Genomic DNA, 16,435 nt, shown 5'->3' on the forward strand with positions numbered 1-16,435 from the left:
CGTCTGTAGCGATTCAGCGTGGATGGCGTCAGGATGACTCTTTGGGCTGGCGTGTTGTTGGTTTCATGATGTTCTCCGGGCCGATGTCATCGAGCCGGTAACCGTTGGGGTAGAGGCTGGAACCTGCTTGGCCCGGGACGAAATGAGGCGCTGTCCTCATCGGACGACGGCGATGGATTACGTTGCGTGCCTTCAAAACGGTTCCAAGGGTGGCTTTGGTAAGGCGCGTGGCGCGGGGGAGGCCGAGGGCGTCGGTGAGGCGGTCGTCGTCGAATATTGCGGTGAGCATCATTTTGGTTAATGGCCTAACGGGCGCAGGCAGCCTGGATTTGAGGACTTGGACTGTGCCGGCCATTAGCTGTGCGCCGGCGGGGGAGTAGGTGATGTTGTCCCGCTCGTAGCTGTCGAAGAATTTCTCGGCCTCCTGGAGCGTAGTGGGGAAGCTGTGGATGCTCATTCGGGTGCCGAGTTCCCGGTAGAAGCGTGTCGCAGCAGTTTCCTCCGCCGGGGTTGGTGCTCTCCAGGCATGTGTGCGGGCCCATCGGATGGGGACGACGAGGAGGGTGAGGAGGACGTAGAGGAAGTCGTCGTGGCTGCCGGGGACGTGGCGGTGGGCATGGTTGAGCAGGCGGATCATGTGGTGGCCGCGGTCGCTGTTCAGGCCGCTGGTGATGAGCTCATAGGTGACGATGGCGGTGTCGTAGGAGCGCTTCATGGGGCGTTCGATGATTTCGCCGTTGCGCTGCAGGGTTGCGGCGATGCTGGGAATGGCGAAGTTGCGGTAATAGGCCAGAAAGAAGCCGAGTTCAATGTCGGCAGCGAGGTCGTACAAGACCATCTGACGGTAGGTGGCTTCCCAATCATCAGAGGCTGCATTGGTTAGGCTGCGGGTGGACGCGGCAAGGCTGGGGTTCGTGCGCATTGGAAGTCCTCCCATCACTGCGACTCTGGCTGCTTCAGTTCCGCTGCCGATACCTGCATGGCCGTCTCCATCAATCGTAGGACCGATTTTTGTGTGCGGCCAGACTCGCAATGTCCTTTTTGCGTGGCTTGTATATCCGGGATGACACCCCGCGGCTGATTCGCCTTACTCATTTCTTTAGGAGGTGTCTGGGCGTTGGAAGTGGTGCCCACTGAGGATGCTCTTGGGCCTGGTTGAATGGGAACCTCAACCCGGAGTGGGCCTTGCCTCCCTATCTTGAGGCCCAGGGAGCGGAGGACATTTTCCTGACGGTATGAAAGCTATTCTCCCAAGGAACTTCTAGTTCCAGGAATGCACCTCACGCCAGCTGTAATGGCAGGAAATAGGCTATGTCGCACCGGCTGCGGATGCTGGACCAGACGGGCAGGGTACTCTTTGGGGGAGTGGGTTCCATGCAGATAAATATTGATTGAAGCCCTGCAAAATGAGGGCGAAATAAAATGAGGTGTTCGAGTGCAACCCCAGTGGTCTGATCGGGACGACAGCACATATCAAGGGCGGTTTCCTCTTGCCGTGGAGAGATTCCCCATGAGGCGCGTCGAAGCGTTGCTTCCAGGAGTCACCACTGTGACTCCTCACGCTCGCTATTACTCTCTTCACGCGTATATTGCGACCGAACTTTCCGGCTTGGAGACTCAAGATGCGCGTGATCTTCTGCGCCGTTGCGAAGTCGTTTTCGGTGCAGTTTCGATTTTGCACGCACGGCGACACCCTGAAATGCATCTTGGAATGTCTCAGCCCCACGGGGGAGACAAAATTGAGCAGTCAATGAATGGCTATGGGGTGCTCGAAGTTGTCAAACTCGCAGCTTTGAAAGAATATGCTCAGGCTCAGGACGGATTCCTTGGTCCATATTTAGGCAGCGAAAGGACCATGCGTCTGGTTCAGCAGGGAACTGTGCTTATTGAACCTGGTGTGCGGGTAGAACCAAGCATTCTTGGGCATGCGTTCCATGGCCTTCTGAAGATCGCGCAGATGGATCGAGTGGCAATATCGACCCTTCAGGGAAACAACCATCTGTGTCTCTGCGGTCATATTGCAACGGAGCGGGAGTGGCTGCGCTCAGTGATGATTCCTCGTGACTCGAGTGCGGTTCGGACCCTGGGCATGATGCGTGCGCAGACGGCTCAAATGTTGGGCCGCCTCATAGAACTCTTTGAACCTGAGTCGATTTCGCGTGATTTGGCCGGCAGCCTGGTCGAGGATCCGGATGCTTACGAAGACCACGTCTTGCTTGAATTGGATGTTGTCCCAGCGTGGCGAGGAGTAGTGCTGCGTCGCTGGTACACGCAGGCATGGCGTGATTTCTGGCAATGGCTTGTCAATGAAAAACTTGTAGGTGCTCGTCCACGTTCTGTGTGGGAGCATTCTCTCACTGGCGGATTACCTGCGAATATGACTCTTCTGGAGTACGAGCAAAAGTTGCCCTTGGGCGTAGTTGGAGGAAAGCTCAAATCTGCTGAGATCTCGGACGTGGTCAGATATATCGAATGTACTGGCGCGCGCCAAATAGCAATGCTCATCATCGGTGCCCGAAGGGTTGGCAACTTGCCCGAATCGGTGGCACCACATTTTGAAAACCCTGAAGAAGAAATACGCAATGCTCAGTTAACTCCATCTTGGTTGGCGAAGTTCTTGGACGAAAGACAGGACCAGCAAATTACTGATGTCGGTAGGGAGCTCATCGCACTAGTGATCGATAGGTCCCAGCGAGTGGCGCTGGCCAAGGGAACGTTCAAGAACGGAGTTTGGAAAATACCCAGCAGGATTACGGTCTCGGACGGTTTGATATTCAAGTCAAGCAATGAAGGTGGGGGACCAGTGTCATTGCGATGGGACCAACTTGTCCAAGTCATGTCAGGGCTGGGAATAGTTTCCAAGGTACAGATTCCAGACACGGGTTCTTCGAAGTGGACGTTGACCGCCGAAGGGCGTGGATACCTTGCCTAAAGAGTCACAGCATGTAAATCTGTCAAGAGTCTTGCACGAGCTGCAGAACAATGGCGAATGGGACCTGGAAGAGGCGTTGTTTCTAAGCTTCAACGTAAATCTTGGGTTTTTTGAGCGGGGTATTCTGGGCCTATGTAGGGCGATGGGCGCGAGGGTGACGGTTGTAGCCGACGCCCACATGTGGGAACCAGATGTCATGGCGTTGAAAGGGGCAGGCACTGAATTCCTCGTAGGTCTTGCTGCCCACAGCGCCGCGTTCCACCCAAAACTCATACTCTTAGTGGGCCCTAAGCGGGTATTTGTGGCAATAGGCTCGGGGAATCTGACTATGGGTGGCTGGCAGAACAACTCCGAGTTATGGCAGATCGTCACTGGCAACGTAGACGAATGTCCAAAGATCGTCACTGAAATTGCGCAGTGGCTCAAGGATCTCTCCGGGGAAATTCCTCTGCCACAGGCATCAGTCAAAGCACTGAATCGCGTGAGTCATCATGTCCACGAGATTGTGAAGAAGGTGCCCGGAACCGAGACCAACCAACACCTAATACATAACCTAGACCAATCTATTATTTCTCAGCTACCCTCGGGACCCGTGGACCAATTGACGTTGGCCGCACCATTTTTCGATAATACGGGGGCCGCCGTCAGCGCGCTGTTGAAGCGATTCCAGCCCGCCAAGCTGACACTGATTCTGCAACCAGACGTTGTGTTTGCGAACCCTGAAGCGTTGGCAACCGTTTGTGTAGGAGAGTGGGAGCTTGAAGTCTTGGCCGATAATTCCAGCCGCTACAGGCATGCCAAGCTTATCGAATGGTCCACCGGTAGCGATTACAACGCTTTGATCGGCAGTGCGAACTTATCAACTGCAGCGCTCCTAAAAAGTGCCAAGGGCGGCGGAAATGTTGAGTTGTCCATTTTGACATCAATGGACAAACCACTATGGCCAGAACCAGAACTAGACCCGAGAAACTATACGAAAATCGAGGACTTGGCTGCCCTGACATGTCACGCCCCGTCTGACTACCCTGCAGACCTCTACGCGATGAAACTACGTCCCATGCTCTTTAGCGTGGAACGTAAGGGCGAACACGTGGAAATAGAAATCTCTGCCACCGCGACGTATGTTTTGGACGTTGAATACTCCAATTCGCCCGCTAACAACGAGTGGACTCAGCTCGGCCCGATATCGTCAGGGGCGAAGAGCGCAAGGTTCACAACGCGCGAGGTGGGCGAAAGCGCGATACTGCGGTTGCGTTGGACAGATCCAGCTGTTACGCGTCGCGGTGGATGACCGTGGGTAGTCGCTGTGCCTGACGATGTGGCGTGGTGAGCTGGTTTTCTTTGTGGGTCTCTTGACGTTCTTCGTTGGCGGCGTCAGGCTGACGATGGACCCTTGATCTGGGTTTTCGGATCCTGATCTTAAAAGACGAACGACCCGGTGCCAGTTTCGAAGCCGCACCAGGTCGTTCTAACGCGAATCGAGTCGCGCTGTTGCTTACGGTAAGCCACGATCCTGACGCTGTCGAATCCCAGCTCTTTGGTCGTGAACTGATTTGCCCGGCGTGCCGTGGATCGCTGAAGCCATGGGGTTTCGGGGTGCAGCGTTTGATCCGGTGTGAGGTACCGGTGGTGAACCGCCGGTACCTGCCTCGCCGAGCTCGGTGCGGTGAGTGCGGTAGCACCCATATCTTGTTGCCGGCGGTGTTGGCTGCCCGGCGGGCCGATCATGCGGAGGTGATCGCCGACGCTGTGGAACTGAGTGCTGTGGAGGGGTTGGGGTTCCGGAAGATCGCTATGAAGCTTGATCGTCCGGAATCCACGGTGCGGGGCTGGCTCCGTGACTTCAGGACCAATGCCCCGGCGATCGCGGCGGCTTTCGCCGCCCGGGTGCACCGGGCAACTGCTGAGTCCCTGGGGTTCTGGCCGGCCCCGGCAATCACTGAGAAAACCAATGCGTGGGCAATGTTGATGGCTCATGCCTTGGTCCTGGCCTACCAGTACCGCTGGGTTGCCCAGCCCGTGGTCACGGTGCCGTGGCAGTACGCTGCGTTGTTTGCTCATGGGCCGTGGTTCTTCAGCAAGGTCGGATGGCCCGAACAGGTGCAACACCAGCTCGCCCTGCCGCGGCAAGGGTAAGTGGGCGAAGGTGGGGTTCACGTGCCTTTCCGCATTCCAGTGGTGGCACGGTCCCTTGTTTTCCCCACCGGAAGGAACTTTTTCGATGACGAGCGCTTCAGCCCACCTGCCCCATGAGACCAGTGCTGCCCCGCCTGGCCCGATCGCCGCTCCTGTGCCGGCTCTCACTGCCGTGGTGGATACACTCGACACGGCTGAATCGTTGCCGGAGTTGAGGCTGGCCGTTTCCCCGGTGCGTGCCAACCCTGCCCCGCGAGCCACGACGCCGTTGATGCGTAAGGAACACCGCGATAACATTGCCCTCTTTCGTTATCAGGTGATCCGGTCCGTGGCGGACCCGTCGTTGAGCACCCGCCAGCGTGGGCCGATGGTGCGGGAGTTGGCCAGCAGGGATCATCTTTGGCCCTTCGGTGGGACCCGCCGTTTCTCTCGAGAGACCCTGGACCGCTGGATCAAAGCCTGGCACTTGGGCGGCTTTGACGGGCTGAAACCCGAGGAACGGGCTTGCACCCCCTACACCGATTCGACCGTGCTGACCCTAGCTGAGTCGTTGAAGCGTGAGAAGCCGAACCGGACGGCGGCCCAGGTCAAGCGGATTATTACCGAAACTTTAGGGCAAGCTCCATCGGAAACGACGCTGCTGCGCCACTTTAGGGCCAAGAACATTGCCACCGGCACACGGCCGGTGGCCACCGGCCGCTTCGAAACGAACGCCTCGAATGAGATCTGGGTTGGTGATGCCCTCCAGGGGCCACGGATTGGTGGGAGGAAAACGTATCTCTTTGCGTTCCTCGATGATCATTCCCGTATGGTTACTGCCGCCCGTTGGGCCTATGCCGAGGATGCCATCCGCCTCTCCGCGGTGTTGCGCCCAACACTGCAAACCCATGGAATCCCCGGCATCGCCTACCTGGACAACGGTGCCGCCATGGCTGACAAATCCTTGGCAAGGACTTGTGCGAAGCTCGGGATCCGGCTGGTGCATTCAGCCCCGTACCGGCCCCAGGGCAGAGGAAAAATCGAGCGGTTCTTCAACACGGTCACGAGCCAGTTTCTGGGCGAGATCACCGTCACTGACACACCCATGCTCCCGGGCACCAGCCCGCAGGCCGGCTCCGAAATCAGCACCATGGAAGAGCTGAACACTTTGTTCACTGCGTGGGTAAACATGGTCTACCACCACCAGCAACACAGCAGCACCGGGCAAACACCCCTGGCCCGGTGGGAAGCATCCTGGGAACGCCGGGAACCGGTCCGCAAACCCTTGGAAGTGATCCGCCAAGCATTCCTGTGGTCAGACACCCGCCGGGTAACCAAGACCGGGACGGTGTCCCTGCATTCCAACACCTACGAAGTAGACCCGCTGCTGGCCGGCACCACAGTCGAGCTGGTCTATGACCCCTTCGACCTCGACGGGGAAATCACGGTCAACAACCACCAAGGCAATCCCGCCGGGACCGCGAAGCCCCTCGATATTGGCCGACACGTGCATGCCAAGGTCATCAACGCCGCCAAGGACAACGACACCTCCACCAACATCAGCACAGGCATCAACTACCTGGACCTCGTCGCGACCCGCCACCGGCAATCACTGACCGGCGCACCGATCAGATTCGCCGACATCCACGAGCAGAACACCAGCATCCGCACCGAGCCCAAGGAGGACCTCCGTTGACCCAGATCGACACTCTGCAAAGCTATTTTGGTTTTACCCGCATGCCCTTTGGCCGTGACATCCCGCCAGCGGCCCTCAACCAGCACCCCGGACACCGCGAAGCAGTCGCCCGCATCAGCTGGTGCATCGAGCAACGCCGCATGGGCGTGATCGCCGGGGAAGTCGGTGCCGGGAAAACCGTCGCGGCCCGCGCCGCCCTGGCACACCTGGAACCCTCCCGCCACCAAATCATTTACATTCCTGATCCGACCATCGGGATCCGAGGGATCCGCTCGAGCATCGTTACCGCGCTCGGGGCCACACCCTCGTTCTTCTCCGGTGCCCTGGCCGCCCAAGCAGCGTCCCTGCTCGCCGGGGAACTCGATGAACGCTCCCGCCTGCCCGTCATCGTCATCGACGAAGCACATCTACTCTCCAACGAGGACCTCGAAGCACTCAGGATGCTCAGCAACGTCTCGATGGATACGGAGTCGCATTTCGCGTTGCTACTCATCGGCCAACCCACTCTGCGCAGACGGTTGAAACTAGCGGTCATGGCAGCCCTGGACCAACGCATCGGCACAAGATTCACCATCGGCGGTATGAACGCCGAAGACACCAGAAACTACATCACCGGACACCTCGGCTTCGCCGGACGTTCCGATCCCTTATTTTCCGAGGACGCCATCACCGTCATCCACCAAGCTTCCCGCGGCTACCCACGCACCATCAACAACCTCGCCCTCGCCGCGCTCATGGCCACCCGCTCAACGAAAAGCGCGATCGTGGACCAATCCGCAGCCCAATCAGCGGTGAGTGAATTCAGTGAATAACCACCGGCAGCCATGACGATCACCCCGCCACCATGACCACGAACGCCCCGCCCGGAAAATCCTGGCGGGGCGTTTTCATACCCGCTTCGTCGTCAAATCCGGTGGCAGCCCCATCGTCAAACAACGCGACGGGTAACATCCAGCAACCGGTGAAGAATGCACTGGACAACCCGTTCCGCTTTCTACCCCGTATCGGTATCTGAATAGCGCCCGCAAACTTGGTGGCACGGTGAATTTTCAGCCGAGTTCCCGCGAAGATCTACTTGGCCCCGATACAGCTTTTCTGAATGCTTTTGCCGGAGAGATATCCGTCATCAATCAAGAATTGAGGGAACGCAGTTCAAGCGTCAGAAGCAAAATACCAGCAGTTGCTATGAAAACCGTAGTCTCCTCAACAGACACCTTCGATGACAGCCAGGTTCGCTGGCGGTGGGAGTTGGAACGCTCCATGGATGATCGACTCGGTTCAGTCTTTGGAACCTTCGCCTGCGGGATCATGAGTCCAAGCAGGCTGTGGCGTGGTGAGGACTTCGGCGCTGGTGATAGCGGTGACCTTGACTCTGACAGCGAACAACTATCGGATATTGCTATGCCCGTCATTATAGTGGTTGACGGTGCGCCTACTGATCCCCTTGACCATCATGAGGATGCGGACAAAATAAAGCGCATTCGTCGGCGGCGTATCGAGGAGTTTCATAATCTGGAGGAAAAGTTCACCACGACTTTCTATCTGGGACTTGCTCGCTTGACGCTGTGTTTCTACTGTGCGGGCAACTGGTCGGATCCGGAACAGTACTTGCCAGTCCGCTACATGGTTTCATTCTTAGAACAGGCCAAGAGCAGTCCCTCGGCAGCCGACTTGAAGCCGCAACTGGATGCACTGACTGTTGTGGCGCTGGACTGCATCTACCAGAGGCTGGATCTTTCAAAAGCAAGTCAGAGCACGGCTCCGCTGAGGAAACTTGAATCTATGGCGCGGCGCATCGATCTGGAACAAATTTCCTTCGAGCTTCTCGAACAGTATGTCGAGTGCCTGTCAACGCCTGGGTGGGCACCGCTTGACGCTGCAGACGTTTTTGACGACGTCGCTCAAATTCTGGCCCGTGGGGAACTGTCATCGGTCATGGCAATTGCTGAAGCATCGGGAAATCTGGTTGATAGCTGGGAGCAAAAGAGTTTTCAGATGACTAGCCACTCAGGAAATCCTTTGGGAGCAGCAATGCAAGTGCTGCCTAGGGACATGGGAAAACTGGGTATTGTGGCTATGTCAGACCATGACCAGTCACTGGCAATAGTGCTTTGGTCCGAACCAAACCTATTCACCATTGAACGCAAAGGGCAGCTTATGACGTGGAAGCATTATCGAACCAAAAGCGGTCTGGGCACGCTACGGGACCAGATCGAAAACGGAAATGCCGGGCATTGTCGCGTCCAACATGGTGTATTCACCAGTCCCATTCAGGAGGCTCGAAATTTGGCCTTGGAATTAAAAGTACCGCTGACATTATTGAGCGCCACTCAACCGGGAACGTGCCCCAACTGCTTTACCCTACTCACCCCATCCGGTACTTGCGGTACTTGTGAATCCTGAATCCGCGCAGTAAAAGTGCAACCCTTGCATTCAGGATGGTTTGAGGCCGTACTTGCGTGCTCTACATAGCAATCGGTCGGACTATGAGGCCTCACTCGTGCCTCATAGTCCCTGGCCAAACAGGCTTGTCGCTTGCCAGCGGGATGGGACCACCGCGTTGCCACGAGTATGGGACCACTCGTTAGTGTTATTTAGCACCGCCACCTCCTGTTTATACGGCAGATCCAGGGACACGTCGCTCACGGAGCGGTCCTTGGCACGATCCCGTTCGTTTTCCCACAGATAACCGCTTTTTCGGCTTGCCCCGGCAGCCGCAGCGGCCTCCTTCCGGCCCACCCCTGACTCGCGCAGCCGGAAGTATTCGGCGCGTTTAGTCACCCCTGGGTGGATTGACTCAATGCCGGCTTTGCGGGCCCAGTTCACACACCGTGGCCTGGGCAGGCCAAGCTCCCGGGCGGCCACGCTGATGCTGCCAACACGGGCGAGCACGGCGAAGAATTCGTCCTTCTGCTCCGCGGTCGCAGAAGGCTCGGCCACCACCGGATTCGGACGGGGCCTGCGGGTCACTGCGTCGGCCTTGTAGGCCCAGCGAAAGCATGTTTGCACGTTGATGCCCAGCATCTTTGCAACAGTGCTGACGCTCCCGACCCGGTCGAGGATAATGAAGAACTCGTCCTTGTGTGCCTGTGAGTATTTCTGGCCAGAAACCCGGTCGGAAGGACCCGCCCAGGAACGACAGGTGACCGGGTTATATCCCAGCTCTCGGGCGGCCGCAGGGATACTTCCCAAGCGCTCTAACGCTGTGAAGAACTCATCCCGATCAGCTGCCGAGTAACGCCGGTAAGCACGCTTGCCCGGCAGTTCGGCAGCCGGCTCGGTGCTTTTATCCGAGGGTGATTTTTTCGTTAAGAAAGCATTATCACTTGATGGTGAATCCATGGGTGGTGCAACTCCCTTTTTTCAGGGGGTGTTGCATCGACCGCTAGAACTCGCCAAAGACGGGCATTTGGGTCTGCCCAAGCTTTAGTTGACAGTTTGGGTTGATATTTCGGTGATCGATTGAGTGGTCTTGTTTATTGTCTCAAACTCGATGGGTGTTAGTTTGCCGAGTCGTCGTTGCCGGCGTCGGCGGTGGTAAGTTTTCTCGATCCAGACCACGATGGCTAGGCGTAGTTCGTCCCGGGTTTCCCACTTTTTTGGTTCAGGACGTTCTTTTGCAGCAGCGAGAAGAAACTTTCCATAGCGGCGTTATCTGCACATGCCCCGACCCTCCCCATGGAGCCCTGCAGGCCAGCTGAGTCGATCAGGCGGACGTACTTCTTCGACCGGAATTGAGATCCCCTGTCGCTATGTATCAACGTTCCTTGCGGGTTCCGTTGACTGATCGCCGCAGCCAGTGCGTCAACCGCCAAAGCAGCCTTCATCCGGGAATCGATGGAGTAGCCGACAATCCGGTTGGAGTAAACATCCTTGACCGCGCATAGGTAGAGCTTGCCCTCGCCGGTGTGGTGCTCGGTGATGTCGGTCAGCCACAGCCGGTTCGGCGCCGTGGCCGTGAAGTCCCGCTGGACGTGATCGTCATGAACGGGAGGGCCAGCTTTCTTCCCAGTACCTCGCCGGCTGTGGATGACCGAAAGAATCCTGTTCTCGCTGCACAACCGCCCCACACGGGTCTCGGAAGCCACGAGGCCTTGTTCGTGGACAAGTTCGTCATGGATCAGCCTGTACCCGAAAGTTGGCTCTTCTGCATGGATATCCAAGGCGGCGTTGACTAGGTGTGCTTCTTCCCAGTCCCTGTCACTGACAGGGTTCGTACACCATTGGTAGAAGGCTTGGCGGGAGAATCCCAAGACCCGGCAGGTCACCGCGACCGGCACCCGTACAGGGGCCTGGGGAGCGGCTAGTTCAAGGACCAGCGGGTACATCATTTTGGGTTGATATCCCGGGAAAGATAAGCCACCGCCCGGCGCATCACCTCCGCTTCCTGCTCAAGGAGACGGATGCGTTTCTTCGCTTCTCGCAGCTCGGTGGATTCTTCCTTGGTGACCCCGGGGACCACCCCGTCTTGAACATCGGCGATCTTCAACCACCGATGCAAAGCGGCCGGAGAAATACCGAAGTCCTTCGCGATCTGGACAATAGTGGATTCGCCTGTCAAGGGCCACCGCGACCACGTCACGGCGGAACTCTTCAGGAAAAGCTTTAGGCATGTTAAACATCCTTTCACTTGCAAGCCAAAACTCACAAGTCAGATGTCAACTAAACACTGGTCAGACCCTTTCGTGTTTAAAACACCGTGCAACCCGCCAACCAAATCGGTGGATTCAGGCTTAGCGCTAACCACGGTTCAGTTCCTACTCGACCCCTGAGTTGTGCAGACAACTTTGGACATCCTATGCAGTCGCCTTCGGAGAATGACAAGTGTCCAAATCCATTCCTCTAGCGGCGTTACAGCATGTCGGTGCGTCGATCTCTGGCATGCTGCTATTTCCATGGTATTTTAAGCTCATGCGTCGGGACGAGCGTGACTGCAAACGTGACCAGCTGGATGCCAAGGCGCGTGACAAACTTGGTGGCCGCTTGATCGAGGAACCCGCCTATACGCACGACGATGTTGTGGATCACGACGCTGTAGCGATGGCGATTCCGGGGCCAGGCGGCGTTTATCTAGCCTTAGATCATGTGAAGTTCAACTGGTGGACCATTCCATTGGGTAAATGCAACCCTGGCCAATCACTCGCGGGGAGCGTCGCGATGGAACTAAATGAAGAGCTCGGGCTCGAAAGCGTTACATTCTTAGAACTCGCACAACAGCGATTCCGGTACATCCGAGAGGGTCTGACCGTTGAGGTGAACCTCCACCTGGTAGAGGTCACGGCCTTTCGAGGGCGGCCGGAGAACCGGGAGCCACACAAGCACAGGTCACTGCGATGGCTCTCACTCAATGAGCTCTTCAATTTGAACCGCACGGCTGACGGGACGCTCATGCTCCTTCAGAATCGCGGATTTCCGATGGCCGCTTCTCGGTGGTGTGGCACTCCTGTCACGAGCTCCGAAGCTTCTTGATAACGATCTCGGCGAACTCCATAGGACTCGTCTCCTTGCCGGAGATATATCCGATCGTAGAGTTAAGGCCGCGGACCTTAATGACGTCGCCCGTGAAGTAGGGGAGTACGTAGCCTTCCTTCTGGCTCAGCATGCGTTCGAGCACAGCCCTCCACTCACAGTTGTATGCCCAGTTGGAGGCGAGGAAAGACTCGGACAGGATGACAATGGCATAGCGGCTCTTTGAGAAGTAGATCTCTTGGAGACGAATCATCAGATCCTCGCCGAGCAACTCATGCTGATAATCCTGGTCGTAGAAGACTGTGTGCCCTGCGTCGAGCAGTCGGGACTTTATCACTTCGGCGATCGACCGATCTGGTCCGCCAAACGAGATCACGACGTCGAACCTCTTTGAGCTCTTCACATGTTCCTCCCATTTTTCATACGATACGCCCTCTGACACAAGGTCTTCTGCAAGCCTGTAGGTGCTTGCTAGCGCTAGTGAACTTGCCCAGGACCTTCCCGCACCCCGCTTCCCTGGAAGGCCGTGCCATGCCTCGCAATCAGGATCGAATTCGTTCACGAGACGTTCACCGATCAAGAGATTATAGGGAGACAGAGGGCCGCCCCATTGCCGGGTAAAAAGGTAGAGCGGCGGCACCCACGTTGTGGAGTGCCAGCGAGGTTGAATGTCGTTGCGCACATCCTGATCACGGAGCGTCAGCTCACCTGCAGAGTTCATGAGGGAGCCGATCAGCCCTGCTTTGTGCTGCTGCGCGATCGAATGCTGATCGGCTCTTGTGGGCATGACACGGTCGATCCGCTCTACGAGAGACATGGCCAGAACCTTGTCTAGGGGAGTCGCCTTTGCTTCGGGCTGAAACATGGTCATTAAGTAGGCACGGGTGCGGGCGAGGATCGGCTGTGCGAAAGACGTCCACTGCGTGTCGTGTGAGAGGCGGAGAAACAGTAGAGTGGGGTAGACCGCGAAGATAGGGTCCACGAGGTCACCGTCATTTAGCTGCCACCCGTGATCGGCCGTCTGACATCTCACAAGCCGCAGGATGCCATTACGGAAGGCCGTCGACTCCCGCTCATGGATCCCACCGAAACGCCACAGGCCGAGGAGAACCTGACTCAACGACCAGCTGGTCGTCCCGATGGTCGCTTCGCCATCGTGGCATACGACTGTTCCATCATCGGCCACGAGACTGAAGACGGATGCTGCAATATCTGAGCGAACCTCGTTGGAGAGGAAAGGAAGGCTACCGATTCCGTTGAGAACAACCCCAGCTGTCGCCGTCGAGTGTTCGTTTCGTCCGAACTCGCCTGCCTCGAATTTGTTGCCGCCCAACCGGGACCGCGCCAGTATGGATTCAACGAGGGTGGGAAAGTCGTCGACACGCAAAAGCTCGGCGGCCCGGCGCGCAACGTTATCGGTAGTCGGCACCATTCCACTCGTCCATGAATTCTGCAAGGAATGCCTCCATAAATTCGTGTCGCCGCCGGGCAATCCTCTTCGCCGTATCGGTGTTCAGACGATCGCTGATGAGCAGCAGCTTCTCATAGAAGTGGTTGATACTGGTGCCTTTGGTCGCCAGATATGACTCGACGGTGTCGTGGTAAATCGGTTCGAGGCCCGGATCGAAGATCGATCGACCTACACTACCGCCGTACGCGAAGCACCGGGCGATGCCGATTGCCCCTAGTGCGTCGAGGCGATCTGCATCCTGCACGCACTGACCATCGATAGTTAACGACTCGGCCGGCGTGCCCTCGCCTTTGAAGGAGATCCCCTGGATGTTTCGGGACACATCCTCCGCCAATGCGGAGTCGGCACCATGCTCTGTCAACCACAGAAGAGCCGCACGAGCTCCGGATGATGTGTCACCCGTGAACTTGAAATCCTGTACATCGTGCAGCGCTGCGATCAACTCGACCCGTTCGAGCGAAGCCCGCTCGGCGCGGGATAGTCTCTGCGCGGTGAGGAACACTCGTACCACATGCAACGGATCGTGCCCAGAGGAATCACCTTCTAGCTCGCGCCACGCGTAGCGGAGTGCCTCGCGCACCAACGGTGTGGAGGCTGCCCTGATGGCCGTCTCGCAATCCACGGCCTCCTGATGATCAACCTGCGGCATGTTCGCCCGTCTCCTCATCCTTGTCAACGCCACTCAAGTGACGACGGTCCAACCAGTAGGCCTTGTCGGCACATTCGCCCATTGGGCGGCAGAAGTCGCAGATACTCTGCCGTTCGCACCATGGTTCCAGCTTGGCGGAGTATCGCCCCACTGTGATGCATGGCAACCGGAAGCGTCCGACACGATAGAGGATGACACGATGTCGCTCATAAAAGTAGCGGCGGACGAGAGTGAACGGCCTATGCGCCTCGATTCTCCCGTCTACCTCTTCCGTGTAAGCGCCGAGCAGCATGAACGACGTGAAGTTCCATGGATGTTTGTGTGCACCATCGAGGTCATCATTGAGAATCAAGTGTGCCTTCACCGAGCCTCCGTCGGCGAGTTGCAGGCTTGCCCGCAGGAGGAAGAGACGCCCCTGCTTTCGAATAGTCTTGAACTTTAACCGCATGGACCCTCCGTATATTTATCCGCAGACGACCTAGAACCGAACTGTAACATAGGTGCCATGATCGGTGGATTGGACTGGTATTGGCGTGACGTCATTGTTTGCGAAGCAGTGGGAACCGGACTGCATGAAGATTACTTGGCACTAACAAAGCAGACGCGACATTCTTATGGATGGCATCTGGCGATGACTAGGACCCCAACCCCCACAAGAAGCAGCGCAAGGTAGAATGGTGCGATCGACCAGGACATCCAGATCGCCCTCTCTGGAAGGTAATTACTTACGAATCCCCGCCACTTAGAGACAGTCGGAGCGTCATCAGGAACAGGATCTTCCGCATCTGCAGGATCTAGGGTGAAGTGAGGAACCATTCGCTTCGCTCTAGCAACCGTATTGTAGAGCTCACGAAATCGCTTCTCGCTTCTTAGGTAATTTGCATCGAGATATGCGAAGAGGATGACCGATACTAGTCCCAGCGCTGCTAGCGACCAAGCGTGCTGAGTGAGGGCAAAGCCGTAAGTCGCCGTAACGATCGGAAGTAGCCATCCTTTCGAAGCAGAAGACGCTGCAGACTGACGAGTCACTACCGCTTGAATATAATCCAAATGCTTGCGACGATCTTCAGCGCTAAGTGGTGGTTGAGACGAATCGCTCAGATGACGCACCGCCTCCCGAATACGACGAAGAGTCTCGTCCTTCGAATCCTCTGGATAGTCTGTCTCTTCGGGCCATATGGGCCCCATAGCGTCGCCGTTGCTCCGAGGAACAAGGTGAACATGAAGGTGCGCGACGGTTTGCGTAGCGACGGACCCGTTAGACTGGATGACATTCAATCCCTCGGGTTGAAGTGCGTCGCGCACAGCTCTTGCAAGCCTCAGCACGGCACGCGATAGCTCTGTCGCTTCTTCGGGCTTGAGACCCCAGATATCATTTACATGACGCCTAGGCACCACAAGAACGTGACCAAGCACCGCTGGATCAGTCGGAAAAAATGCGACGACGTGCTCGTCTCGATAAACCTCGCGAGCATCGGGATCGTCTCGACCGATGATCTCGCAGAACGGGCACTCCGCCTCAGTCACCAAATGCGCGCCTTGGCCTGAGAGACCCAGTTTTCTAGGTTATTGGAGAGGTTGGCATATGTTGCTTTCGTGTCAATCCTCCCCTGCCAATCAGTTCGAGTCGGATCGAACACTGGAATCCCGCTCACACCCGGCACCTTGTCGAACGGGTTCGCACCTGGTGCGTCTACTTCCCCCATAGAGGAGAGCCCATGGATGCGCACGCCGACGAGCGGTTTCTTCGCCAGCCACGCCTTCTCGATTTCATATAGAACCCATGGACGACTGGCCGTCTCCTCTCCAATCAGCACGACTACGGTCCGCTTGTAAGCCATCTCCTTGTCGATCCAGTTGACGACAGCTTGCTGGCCTTGGCCGCGCACTTCCTCCCATTGTTGAGCACCGAGCAACGGCTGCCCTTCAAGTGCTTGGATATTCCGCACGAGCATGATCCTCTTCACGTCCCGCTCGTAGTGGAAGGAATATAACACCGTCTTGGTAGCCAAAGTTGGCTCCTCTCTTGGTTGAGGGGCAAGCAATTATCGCCCCTCGACCAAGAGTACCTAGGACCACAGACACTAGCGGCTGGTTACTGCA

Annotated in this window: 14 protein-coding genes and 1 pseudogene; 7 read left to right on the top strand and 8 right to left on the bottom strand. The window is 57.0% G+C overall.

Annotated elements, in window-relative coordinates; genetic code table 11:
- Positions 1-28 precede the first annotated feature (28 nt).
- Positions 29-922, bottom strand: coding sequence for an oxygenase MpaB family protein (locus tag AAGW05_RS13730; RefSeq protein ID WP_411805117.1), 894 nt, complete (start codon positions 920-922; stop codon positions 29-31).
- Positions 923-1,510: 588 nt separating this feature from the next.
- Here AAGW05_RS13730 and AAGW05_RS13735 point away from each other — a divergent pair.
- The 6 genes from AAGW05_RS13735 (at position 1,511) to AAGW05_RS13760 (ending at position 9,146) form a co-directional block, all read left to right on the top strand.
- A complete protein-coding gene (locus AAGW05_RS13735) occupies positions 1,511-2,932 on the top strand; it encodes a hypothetical protein (RefSeq protein ID WP_411805118.1) in 1,422 nt (473 codons plus the stop codon).
- A 31-nt stretch (positions 2,933-2,963) separates the two neighbouring features.
- Positions 2,964-4,223: a hypothetical protein gene (locus AAGW05_RS13740; protein ID WP_411805119.1), complete on the top strand. Its 1,260-nt coding sequence runs from the start codon at positions 2,964-2,966 to the stop codon at positions 4,221-4,223.
- 443 nt (positions 4,224-4,666) lie between these two features.
- Positions 4,667-5,068: a hypothetical protein gene (locus AAGW05_RS13745; RefSeq protein ID WP_411805120.1), complete on the top strand. Its 402-nt coding sequence runs from the start codon at positions 4,667-4,669 to the stop codon at positions 5,066-5,068.
- A gap of 85 nt (positions 5,069-5,153) precedes the next feature.
- Positions 5,154-6,743, top strand: coding sequence for a DDE-type integrase/transposase/recombinase (locus AAGW05_RS13750; RefSeq protein WP_411805121.1), 1,590 nt, complete (start codon positions 5,154-5,156; stop codon positions 6,741-6,743).
- Positions 6,740-7,555 carry an ExeA family protein gene (locus tag AAGW05_RS13755; protein WP_411805122.1) on the top strand — a complete coding sequence of 272 codons (816 nt, stop codon included), beginning with the start codon at positions 6,740-6,742 and terminating at the stop codon, positions 7,553-7,555. The genes AAGW05_RS13750 and AAGW05_RS13755 overlap by 4 nt, the downstream gene beginning before the upstream one ends.
- 229 nt (positions 7,556-7,784) lie before the next feature.
- Positions 7,785-9,146, top strand: coding sequence for a hypothetical protein (locus AAGW05_RS13760; RefSeq protein WP_411805123.1), 1,362 nt, complete (start codon positions 7,785-7,787; stop codon positions 9,144-9,146).
- Between the two features lie 102 nt (positions 9,147-9,248).
- Here the strand turns inward: AAGW05_RS13760 and AAGW05_RS13765 are convergent, their stop codons facing one another.
- Both AAGW05_RS13765 and AAGW05_RS13770 read right to left on the bottom strand, forming a co-directional pair.
- A complete protein-coding gene (locus tag AAGW05_RS13765) occupies positions 9,249-10,085 on the bottom strand; it encodes a hypothetical protein (protein ID WP_411805124.1) in 837 nt (278 codons plus the stop codon).
- 84 nt (positions 10,086-10,169) lie between these two features.
- Positions 10,170-11,356: pseudogene (locus tag AAGW05_RS13770) on the bottom strand (IS3 family transposase).
- A gap of 211 nt (positions 11,357-11,567) precedes the next feature.
- Between AAGW05_RS13770 and AAGW05_RS13775 the strand changes: the two are divergent.
- Positions 11,568-12,212, top strand: a complete 645-nt coding sequence (locus AAGW05_RS13775; RefSeq protein WP_411805125.1) for an NUDIX domain-containing protein — start codon at positions 11,568-11,570, stop codon at positions 12,210-12,212.
- Here the strand turns inward: AAGW05_RS13775 and AAGW05_RS13780 are convergent.
- The 5 genes from AAGW05_RS13780 to AAGW05_RS13800 all read right to left on the bottom strand — a co-directional run bounded on the left by AAGW05_RS13780 (position 12,190) and on the right by AAGW05_RS13800 (position 16,344).
- The gene (locus tag AAGW05_RS13780) at positions 12,190-13,644 is read right to left on the bottom strand and encodes a TIR domain-containing protein (RefSeq protein ID WP_411805126.1); all 1,455 of its coding nucleotides are present in this window, start codon (positions 13,642-13,644) and stop codon (positions 12,190-12,192) included. The genes AAGW05_RS13775 and AAGW05_RS13780 overlap by 23 nt on opposite strands.
- Positions 13,625-14,332, bottom strand: a complete 708-nt coding sequence (locus tag AAGW05_RS13785) for an HD domain-containing protein (RefSeq protein ID WP_411805127.1) — start codon at positions 14,330-14,332, stop codon at positions 13,625-13,627. Before AAGW05_RS13785 ends, AAGW05_RS13780 begins: the two co-directional genes overlap by 20 nt.
- Positions 14,319-14,780 (bottom strand): hypothetical protein, encoded by a 462-nt coding sequence (locus AAGW05_RS13790; protein ID WP_411805128.1) that lies wholly within the window; start codon positions 14,778-14,780, stop codon positions 14,319-14,321. Before AAGW05_RS13790 ends, AAGW05_RS13785 begins: the two co-directional genes overlap by 14 nt.
- A 164-nt stretch (positions 14,781-14,944) precedes the next feature.
- Positions 14,945-15,859 (bottom strand): HIT family protein, encoded by a 915-nt coding sequence (locus tag AAGW05_RS13795; RefSeq protein ID WP_411805129.1) that lies wholly within the window; start codon positions 15,857-15,859, stop codon positions 14,945-14,947.
- Entirely contained in the window at positions 15,856-16,344 is a 489-nt protein-coding gene (locus tag AAGW05_RS13800) for a TIR domain-containing protein (protein WP_411805130.1), read from the bottom strand. The genes AAGW05_RS13795 and AAGW05_RS13800 overlap by 4 nt, the downstream gene beginning before the upstream one ends.
- Positions 16,345-16,435 lie beyond the last annotated feature (91 nt).

Source organism: Arthrobacter sp. LAPM80, assembly GCF_046736435.1.
Classification (GTDB): Bacteria; Actinomycetota; Actinomycetes; order Actinomycetales; family Micrococcaceae; genus Specibacter.

Coding starts and splice junctions, on each gene's coding strand:
- AAGW05_RS13785 (WP_411805127.1), bottom strand. CDS start 14,332: ATGCCGCAGGTTGATCATCAGGAGGCCGTGGATTGCGAGACGGCCATC.
- AAGW05_RS13750 (WP_411805121.1), top strand. CDS start 5,154: ATGACGAGCGCTTCAGCCCACCTGCCCCATGAGACCAGTGCTGCCCCG.
- AAGW05_RS13730 (WP_411805117.1), bottom strand. CDS start 922: ATGCGCACGAACCCCAGCCTTGCCGCGTCCACCCGCAGCCTAACCAAT.
- AAGW05_RS13765 (WP_411805124.1), bottom strand. CDS start 10,085: ATGGATTCACCATCAAGTGATAATGCTTTCTTAACGAAAAAATCACCC.
- AAGW05_RS13780 (WP_411805126.1), bottom strand. CDS start 13,644: ATGGTGCCGACTACCGATAACGTTGCGCGCCGGGCCGCCGAGCTTTTG.
- AAGW05_RS13735 (WP_411805118.1), top strand. CDS start 1,511: ATGAGGCGCGTCGAAGCGTTGCTTCCAGGAGTCACCACTGTGACTCCT.
- AAGW05_RS13790 (WP_411805128.1), bottom strand. CDS start 14,780: ATGCGGTTAAAGTTCAAGACTATTCGAAAGCAGGGGCGTCTCTTCCTC.